The 8257-nt window shown below is 66.9% G+C and carries 8 protein-coding genes and 1 riboswitch; all 8 genes read right to left on the reverse strand.

The window, feature by feature from the left end:
* On the reverse strand, positions 1-324 hold a 324-nt coding region (locus WAN02_RS26680), incomplete at its 3' end, for a DUF7676 family protein (RefSeq protein ID WP_422268048.1).
* Positions 311-1765: an ATP-binding cassette domain-containing protein gene (locus WAN02_RS26685; RefSeq protein ID WP_422268050.1), complete on the reverse strand. Its 1455-nt coding sequence runs from the start codon at positions 1763-1765 to the stop codon at positions 311-313. The genes WAN02_RS26680 and WAN02_RS26685, both read right to left, overlap by 14 nt.
* The gene (locus tag WAN02_RS26690; RefSeq protein WP_422268052.1) at positions 1762-2835 is read right to left on the reverse strand and encodes a FecCD family ABC transporter permease; all 1074 of its coding nucleotides are present in this window, start codon (positions 2833-2835) and stop codon (positions 1762-1764) included. The genes WAN02_RS26685 and WAN02_RS26690 overlap by 4 nt, the downstream gene beginning before the upstream one ends.
* Complete coding sequence (locus WAN02_RS26695; protein WP_422268054.1) at positions 2832-4022, reverse strand: ABC transporter substrate-binding protein; 1191 nt, start codon at positions 4020-4022, stop codon at positions 2832-2834. The genes WAN02_RS26690 and WAN02_RS26695 overlap by 4 nt, the downstream gene beginning before the upstream one ends.
* A gap of 37 nt (positions 4023-4059) precedes the next feature.
* A riboswitch (cobalamin riboswitch) is annotated at positions 4060-4239 on the reverse strand.
* Between the two features lie 35 nt (positions 4240-4274).
* Complete coding sequence (locus WAN02_RS26700) at positions 4275-4649, reverse strand: DUF5073 family protein (RefSeq protein ID WP_422268056.1); 375 nt, start codon at positions 4647-4649, stop codon at positions 4275-4277.
* Positions 4649-5437, reverse strand: a complete 789-nt coding sequence (locus WAN02_RS26705) for a heavy metal-binding domain-containing protein (RefSeq protein ID WP_422268058.1) — start codon at positions 5435-5437, stop codon at positions 4649-4651. The genes WAN02_RS26700 and WAN02_RS26705 overlap by 1 nt, the downstream gene beginning before the upstream one ends.
* A gap of 89 nt (positions 5438-5526) precedes the next feature.
* On the reverse strand, positions 5527-7662 hold the full coding sequence (gene ctpC / locus WAN02_RS26710) for a manganese-exporting P-type ATPase CtpC (RefSeq protein ID WP_422268060.1): 2136 nt from the start codon (positions 7660-7662) through the stop codon (positions 5527-5529).
* Positions 7663-7671: 9 nt separating this feature from the next.
* On the reverse strand, positions 7672-7956 hold the full coding sequence (locus tag WAN02_RS26715; protein ID WP_325687385.1) for a DUF1490 family protein: 285 nt from the start codon (positions 7954-7956) through the stop codon (positions 7672-7674).
* Positions 7957-8257: the final 301 nt, after the last annotated feature.

Raw genomic sequence — 8257 nt, forward strand, 5'->3', positions numbered from 1 at the left:
ATACAACTCCGCGCGTGCACACTGTCGGATTCGACCAAGCTCGGGCCCACTTTCCCGGTGCTCACCGATACACAGATGGAAGTGCCAGCGGCCGAAGTCGACGGTCGCGTACCCGTCGTACATCGAGATCCGCTTGGGCGGGTTGGGGGCGGCGACCTCCCACGCTGCGCCCTCGACCAGAACGCCGAACCATATTTCGTCCCAATACTCCTCAAAACACACCCGGATGAGATCGAGGAGACTGTGCTCATCGGTGGGCAGCGGCCAAACCTGCTCCCGGCCGTTGTCTTCCGTACTCCGGATTGCAGGGCTAAATTCGGTCAACGCGATCCCTTTCCGGCACCCTGCTCAAGGCGCAGTCTCCGCAAAGTCCACCGTGCGGCGTGCGGTAATACAAGCAGCAGCTGGTCCGACGGTAGCCGGAATCGTCAAAATTGACAGCTGCACTTAATCGTGGGTCAGCGCAGATGCTGTGTGCCAGTTGCCATCCTGACGTCGTCGCGCGGTCGCGATCGAAGACGAGCGCGGCCCCGAGCAGGGCTGATGCCGAATTGCCCCGTAGCAACTTCTCCGATATCGGGCCGAGTCGGCGCAGCGCAACCGCCAGCGGATCGAGATGCCTGTCGAGCACCATGGCGGCCAGCGCGGAGCGAAGGTCATCGTGCCGTGCAGCCTCGGGATGCTCCAGGTGCAACGCAACCTGGCCGTCGCGTTCGCGAAACAGCAGATGTTCGGGCGGAAGATCGACGAGCAGCCGGTAGCCGGCCACTGTGCCCACACCGATCGACCACAGCCGCGCAGCGAAGCCCAAGAAAAACGTCGAGGCTGCGACGCGCTGCTCTGTGACGTCCATGCGAGCTTTGACCCGGTCGACGATCTCAGCCAGCAGCGCGCTGTCGTCATAGAGTTGCTTGACGGGCCGCCAGCCGTCATTGAGCGGTCCGGTGCCCAGTGCGAAATACGGGCTGACATCGCAGAGTTCGGCAAGCGCGGTAGTTGCCGCCGGGTCGGTGGGTGCGCTTGAAGGTGTTACCTCGCAACCGAATACAGGGTTCACTTGCCCACTGCCGAGGAGGTCGCCGGGGGTCCCGTCGACGAGCATTCCGTCAAGGCCGAGCAGCCACGCCCGATCGGCTTCCTGCAGGGCCAGTTCGAGGTCGTGGGTGGACATGACGATCGTCAGGTGCTGCTCGCGCGCAAGATTGCGCAACATCTGGACCAGCCCGGTGCGCGACGGCACGTCGAGGAAGGCGGTCGGTTCGTCGAGCACCAGAACCTCCGGCTGCTGGGCCAGCGCCCGGGCGATCAGAACCCGCTGCCGCTCGCCGTCGGACAGGTCGGCGGCCGGGCGGGCGGCCAGGTGCCGGGCGTCGACGGCAGTCAGCGCCTGCTCGATGATGAGCTGATCGTCGTGGGTGAGGCGACCGGTGACGCCCAGGTGGGGGATGCGGCCCAGCGCGGCGAGTTCATAGGCTGACAGCAGTCCCGGGTCGACCGGGTCGGTGAGCACCGCCGCCACCCGCCGGGCCAACCGGTCGGCCGCAATACCAGCCAGGTTTGTTCCTTCCAGCAGCACCTGACCACTCAGGGCGGGCTGCAATCCGCACAGGGTCCGGATCAGCGTCGACTTCCCAGCGCCGTTGGGACCCAGCAATACGGTGAGCTCGCCGCGCCGCGCGACCGCGGAGAGGTTGGCGGCGACCGTGGTTGTCCGTCGCCGGCGGCGGTAGCCGATCGCAAGATCGCAGAATTGCAGCGTGTTCATCGCTGCATCCCCACGCCGTGGCGTTTGCGCACCAACACCAGGACGACGATCGGCGCGCCGATCAGAGCGGTCAACGAATTAACCGGCAGCACCGCGTCGCTGCCCGGCATCTGGCCGGCGATGCCGCACACCAATGCCACGGCCGCCCCCATCAGCACCGTGGTTGGCAGCACCGCGCGATGGTCGGAGGTGCCCAATGCCAGCCGCGCCAGATGCGGCACCGCGAGCCCGAGAAACGCGATGGGTCCGCAGAACGCCGTCGTCGCACCCGTTACCAACGACGCGGACACGACTGTGATCAGCCGCGCCTGTCGTACGTCGATTCCCATTGTGCGGGCATAACTTTCGCCGAGAAGCAGGGCGTTGAGCGCGCGAACCGTCAGCGCGGCCGCGGCTATCCCGACGGAGACGACGGGTAGTAGCAGCCGCAGGTCCTGCCAGCTGGTGCCGGCGAAGCTACCCAGCCCCCACAGCAGGTACTGCTGGACGCGCTGCGGATCTGCGTACACCAGCAACACGCCGACCACCGCGCTGCTTGCGGCGCCCACCATCACGCCGATCAGCAACAGCGTCGCCGCCGAGCGCACCCACCGGGCAAGGGTCAAGACAATCGCGAGCACCGCGGTCGCGCCCGCCGCGGCTGCGATTGCCATGCCGACGCGACCGCCGCCGGCCAGTCCCGCGGTAAAGCCGGCGCCGGATCCGGTGGCGATCACCACCATCGCGACACCAAGCCCGGCGCCGGAGCTGACACCCAGGACGTACGGGTCGGCGAGGGTGTTGCGGAACAGGGTCTGCATCTGAAGCCCCGCGACGCCCAGACCGGCACCCGCGGCGATCGCGGTCAGCACCCGGGGCAACCGCATGCTGTGCACGATCACCTGCCAGCGTGGGTCCGACGGCTGCGCGCCAACCAGGACGCGGGCGGTGTCGAGCAGCGGCACCCGCACCGGACCCAGCACCAACCCCAACATGGTCAGCACTACGACAGTGACGGCCAGCCCGGTCAGCACCACCGTAGTTCGGTTGAGCCGCAACGGGATTGAAGTGGCCGGAGCGATAGTCGTCACGCTTTGGCGACCTGCCGATAGAAGGTGAACTGATGGTGGGGCGCCAGCTCCGGATGCAGAATGGCCAACAGATCGCCCAGCACCAGATCGGGCCGGGCCGCACCGCGCTCCCAGTAGTCGTTCCCGCCTTGCGGGCCGATCGCCTTGGTTGCCGACCAGACCTGGCCGCTGCGCACCGCCGCGAGCTCGCCGTAGCGATTGTCCTCGGCCACCGCGTTGCCGACGTTCTTCCAATCGCTGTCGACCAGCCACAGCGGCGCCTGACCGGCTTTGGCGTAGACGGACTCGAAATTCAATTGCTGTGTGCCGCTGCCCTGGTCAACTGCCCACGGGTAGTGGCCGCCCGCGTCGCGGATGAGTCGGCCGGCGTAGCTGCCGCCGGAGGGCATCGACCAGCTGCCCTGGTACATGGTGCCGGGCAGCACGTCGACGGCTCGCGCCGCGGCGGATTTCCGCGCTACCGCGGCGTAGCTGTCACGCAGTTCGCCGTAGACCTCGGCGGCCTTCCTCTCGGTTCCGGTCAGTGCTGCCAGCACCTTGACCCATTCGGCGCGGCCCAGTGGCGTGGCTTCCAGCCATTCGGCGTCGGCGATTACGTCGACGCCGCCGCCACGCAGTTTCGGGTAGCCCGGGTCGTCGATGCCCGACGTCACCAGCACGTCGGGATGGGCGGCGACGACCCCTTCCACGTTGACCTGCTGGGCAGGCGCGTAGCCGACCGTTCTGCCGGCGTTGATGCGTTCCCGCAGTTGCGGGTCGACGACATCGGCGGTGTCGGCCACCCCGGTGACTACATCGGCGCGGTCCAATTCGGTGATCATGCCCAGCTGGGTGATCGAGGCCGAGTACATGCTTGCGACAGGTACCGTGATCCGTTGTGCAACGGCCAGATTGCCGGTCAATTCCGGTGCGGGTGCACCGCAGCGCACCAACACGTAGGACTCGGGACGGCCATGCGGATAGGGCTGTTTGACGGTCAGCACCTGGTAGCTCTTGTGATAGCTGAGGGTGAAGTTGGTGGCGTCGAGAACAGAGGACTTGTCGGGGAAATAGTCAGTGCCGGGGCGGAAGTCGGTGATGCAGTCACGGTCGGAGAGGCCGTTGACTGCGGGGTGCGCGGCGCAGGCGCTGGCGGCGACCGGCAGCCACGCGCTCACCATGAGCACCACCCAGAATCGGCGTGACATCGACGGTCGCCAGCTCTCTCGGGGTCGACCGCCCCGGGTTGCAGGATGCGACGACGCGAGTGTCCTGGCTCTCGGATCGCTGCTCGCCTCGCCTTCCAGCTCGCGGCCGTGGCTAATGAGGTTCGCTCCCCGATCACAGTGGCGGGACCGCGCCGGGTTCGCACCGGCTTCCTACATCGTCATCGCCTTACGCGCGACATTGTCGCATCTCGTGAACTCGCCGGGTGGCGATCCGCCACACCGTGGCCTTGCTCACCCCGCGCCGGCGCGCAACGCGTCCACCGCTGCCTCGATGTTCGGGACGACGGTGGGTCCGTAGCGGGCGACCAGTTGTCCGAGCGAGCGGGCGAGGTGCGGCCCCACCGCCTCTGCCAGCAGGACGTCCTCGCCGATCACGATGCCGCCGACCACGTGTGCTGCCATCAACCGGCCATCCGGAGTCACCTCGTAGCGCCAATCGCTGATTTGCAGCCGTGCGGGTTGTGACCTGAACATGCCCCGACGGGCAGCGGTATGCGCAACGCCGGGCAGCCCGGCAAAAACGTTGATCACCAACCCGATTCCGCCCGGTCCGGCCAGCGCGTCGGAGACGGTGCGGCTCACTCGCTCGGCATCGAAAGCCGCCATCAGTCGTTCATGGCCAGCACGAACGACGGCGAGATGGTTTCGGCGGTGCCGCTGCGCCGCACCGCCGTTCCGGCGGCGTAGAACTCCACCGTGTGGAAGCCCCAGGCGTAGTTTTGGATGGCGAAATGCACCCCGACGACGCCGGATGCACCGTCGCGCTCGGCCTCGCTCTGCATGCGCGACATGGCCAACTCGCGTGCTTCGTAGTTGCCCTGCGTCCATTGCGGCATCTCGGTGTTGCGGCCCATCTGCCGCAGGGTCTGCAGAAAGCCTTGCGCGGCAATGTGAAAGACGCAGTTGCCCATGACGAACGCCACCGGCGCCCACCCCGATCGAAGCAGGGTGGCCAGGTCTTGTCCGCTCAAGTGGCTGGAAAAAGCCTGCCCGTTGCTCCGCCGAAAGGAGCCTGGTTTAGGGGTGTAGCGCACCGCGGTTCCGACCGCAATGAATTCCAGGTGCTCCGATTCAGCGCCGTGCTGGCGCCATTCCAGGCGGACACCGACGACGCCGTCGGCGCCCAACGCGTCCGCTTCGGCCTGCATGCGGGCCATCGCGTTCCAGCGCGCCCGATATGTCGCCTCGGTGAGCACCGGCAGCTCGGATTGTTGCCGGATGCCGGTGAATTGGTAGCCCACGTGGTAGACCGACACACCCATCACGAGGTCGAGCGGTTCGAAACCTGCTCCGTGCAGAAGTGCGAATTCGTTGATGGACAGGTCCGACGTGAAGACCTTGTCGGCATGCGAGAGCCGTTCGCTGGCAACGGGGTCGAGCGGGGTCGATGACATTGCCCTACTTTCAAGGATCAAGCCTTCGCCGGACGAGCCTTTCGCCGGTTGCGCACATCGTACGAGGCCGACGCCGCACGCAGCGTCGTTCAGTCCAAGCGGTACCGAATCAAACGTGAACTATTCGCGACGACGGCGACGGACGAGGCGTTGTGCAGGATCGCCGCGAGCACGGGTGATAGTGCGCCGCCGGCGCCGATGAGCAGCCCGGCGGCGTTGACCGCAATCGACATGCCGTAGTTCTGTCGGATGACCTCGACCGCGCGGGTGCCCAGGTCGCCGACGTCGAGTAGCCGCCGGAGGTCGTCGTTGGCCAGTGCGACGTCGGCGGTCTCGACCGCGACGTCGGTGCCGGCCAGTCCCATGGCGATGCCGATGTTCGCAGCGGCCAGTGCCGGGGCGTCGTTGATGCCATCGCCGACCATCCCGACGATGTAGCCCTCGTCCTGGAGTTGGCGCACCACTTCGAGCTTGTCCTCGGGCATCACCTCGGCCCGCCACTCGTCGATATCGAGTTCGCCCGCAACGACTTTCGCGATGTCAGGGTGATCGCCGGTCAGCATGACTATTCGGCGGATTCCGCCTGCGCGCAGCTTCTTCAGCACATCGAGAGCCTCGGAACGGATCTCGTCACGCAGGCTGATCAGCCCGACCAGCGTGTCGTCCACCGCGAGCAGCAGCGGCGTTTCGGCCTGGCGGCGCAGCTTGTCGACCCAGTCGGCGGCCTCGCGGGACACTTCGACGTTCTCCGATCGAAGCAGCGACGGGCTGCCCAGCAGCAGGGTCCGGCCGTCGGCCCAGGTTCGCATGCCCAGCCCGACCAGCACCTCGCACTCCTCGTGCGGCGGTATGGTGATCCGGCGTTCCTCGGTCGAGCGGATCACGGCCTCGGCCAGTGGGTGGCGAGAGTGCAACTCTGAGCTGGCCGCATAGGCGAGCACCTGCTCAGGTCGCCAATCATCGTGCAACGCAATGATGTTCGTGACCACCGGACGTCCGACCGTGAGCGTCCCGGTCTTGTCGAAGACGATCGCATCCACCCGGCCGGCCTGCTCCAGGTGCGACCCGCCCTTGATCAGGATGCCGCGCCGAGCGCCGTTGCCGATCGCCGCGCTGATCGCCGTCGGGGTTGCCAGGCCCACCGCGCACGGGCAGGCGATCAGCAGCATCGTCATCGCGCGCCGGACGTCGCCGGTGAGGGCCAGGGTGATTGCCGAGACGATGAACGAGATCGGCACGAAGCGGCGGGAGAAGTTCTCGCCGACGGTTTGGATGGGCGCGCGGTCGTGTTGCGCCTCTTCGACACGGGAGATGATGCGGCCGATGGTGGTCTGATTGCCGACCGCACGTGCGCGAACGATCAGGCGGCCGCGCAGCACCACCGAACCGGCATGCACCGTCGACCCGGCGACGATGCTGACCGGCAGGTTTTCGCCGGTGATCGCGGACTGGTCGACCACGGCCTCGCCGTCGACCACGTCACCGTCGACCGGGATCGCGACGTGGTCGTGGATCACCACGTCGTCGCCGATCTGCACGGTGTCGATCGGCACCTGGACCTCGTTGCCGTCGTCCAGCCGGATCCACGCGGTGTCGGCGGTGCCGCGCAACAGATCCGAGATGGCCCGCCGGGTCCGGCGCAGGGTCAGATCTTGAAGGTATTCACCGATATTGAGCAGCCACAGCACGGTGAGTGCGACGACGTTCTCGCGCAGCACCAGGCTGGCCACCGTCGCTGCGGTGACCAACGCATCGGTGCCCGCGCGCCCAGACCGCAGGCCGCGCAATGCGCCGCGCAGGAACGGGTAGCCCATGAACACCGTCGCTCCGGTCGCGACCAGTTGGCCCGACGCGCTCAGCAGCGGTGGCCGGTTGAAGGCGTAGCGGCGCACCCCGAGCAGGGCCAGCGCCGCGCCGCCGATCACCATCCGCAGCACCTCGGTATTGCGGATATCCGAGGACCTTGGGGTACGAGCCGGAATGAGTTCGGCGGCAACGTGTTCGGCTGAGGTGATGGCTGCCAGCACTTCGGCGCGATCGCAGCGCTTGGGCGAATACCAGACCACGACGGAGCCGGTATGCGGATAGGCGTGCACGGCCCGTACACCGTGCTGCTTGTCCACCGCCTCTTCCACCGCGACCGCGCGCCGTGAATCCGCACGCACCCACGGCACCTTGACCCGCATCCGCCCGGCGGCGTCGGACACGACCAACAAGTCGGTCATGTCGAAGGATCAGTGCTCGTGATCGTGGTCGTGATCGCCGATGGCGGGAGGCTGCGCCTCCTCACCGATGCGCTCGCGAGCTTCGGCCACCACGTCGGCCAGTTTCAGCCGGGCAGACTCGGCTGCTTCCTCGGCCCGCCGCGTGCCGCGCAGGCTCCACTCGGTCGCGGTGACCGCGGCGTCGTGCAGCGGGGCCTTGCCCAGGGCCTTACGCAGGAGTTCGTAAGCGCTGACGCCGACCACGCCGGTAACCACCGTCCCGGCTGCTTTTCCGAGTAGGCCTGACACCACCATCGCGAACGTCCTCCCGTTGTCTCGTACCACGTGAGCTAATTGCCTTTCGACGACCGTAGCATCGTCATATAGCGATATCAACATGGATCGACGGTCGTTGTTCGACGGAAGTTCGGCCCCCGATGTGCCCGCCTCTGAGCGACAGCCGCGCCGTTGTCGCTCAGAGGTGGGCAGAAAGTGCACTGCCTGTTGCCTCATGTCAATATGCCCGCGGCGCTATTCGTTGCCTCAAATGCCGGATGCCCGCGTGAGCTGGTTCGTCGCGTCGTTTGCTGATGCCGGCTTGGGTGGGGCTTGGCGC

The organism is Mycobacterium sp. (genome assembly GCF_049281135.1).
Lineage (GTDB): Bacteria > Actinomycetota > Actinomycetes > Mycobacteriales > Mycobacteriaceae > Mycobacterium.

Bases quoted from the DNA above. Each gene is read 5' to 3' on its own strand.
- WAN02_RS26705 (WP_422268058.1), bottom strand. From the start codon at position 5,437: ATGTCATCGACCCCGCTCGACCCCGTTGCCAGCGAACGGCTCTCGCAT.
- ctpC (WP_422268060.1), bottom strand. From the start codon at position 7,662: ATGACCGACTTGTTGGTCGTGTCCGACGCCGCCGGGCGGATGCGGGTC.
- WAN02_RS26695 (WP_422268054.1), bottom strand. From the start codon at position 4,022: ATGTCACGCCGATTCTGGGTGGTGCTCATGGTGAGCGCGTGGCTGCCG.
- WAN02_RS26715 (WP_325687385.1), bottom strand. From the start codon at position 7,956: ATGGTGGTGTCAGGCCTACTCGGAAAAGCAGCCGGGACGGTGGTTACC.
- WAN02_RS26700 (WP_422268056.1), bottom strand. From the start codon at position 4,649: ATGGCGGCTTTCGATGCCGAGCGAGTGAGCCGCACCGTCTCCGACGCG.
- WAN02_RS26685 (WP_422268050.1), bottom strand. From the start codon at position 1,765: ATGAACACGCTGCAATTCTGCGATCTTGCGATCGGCTACCGCCGCCGG.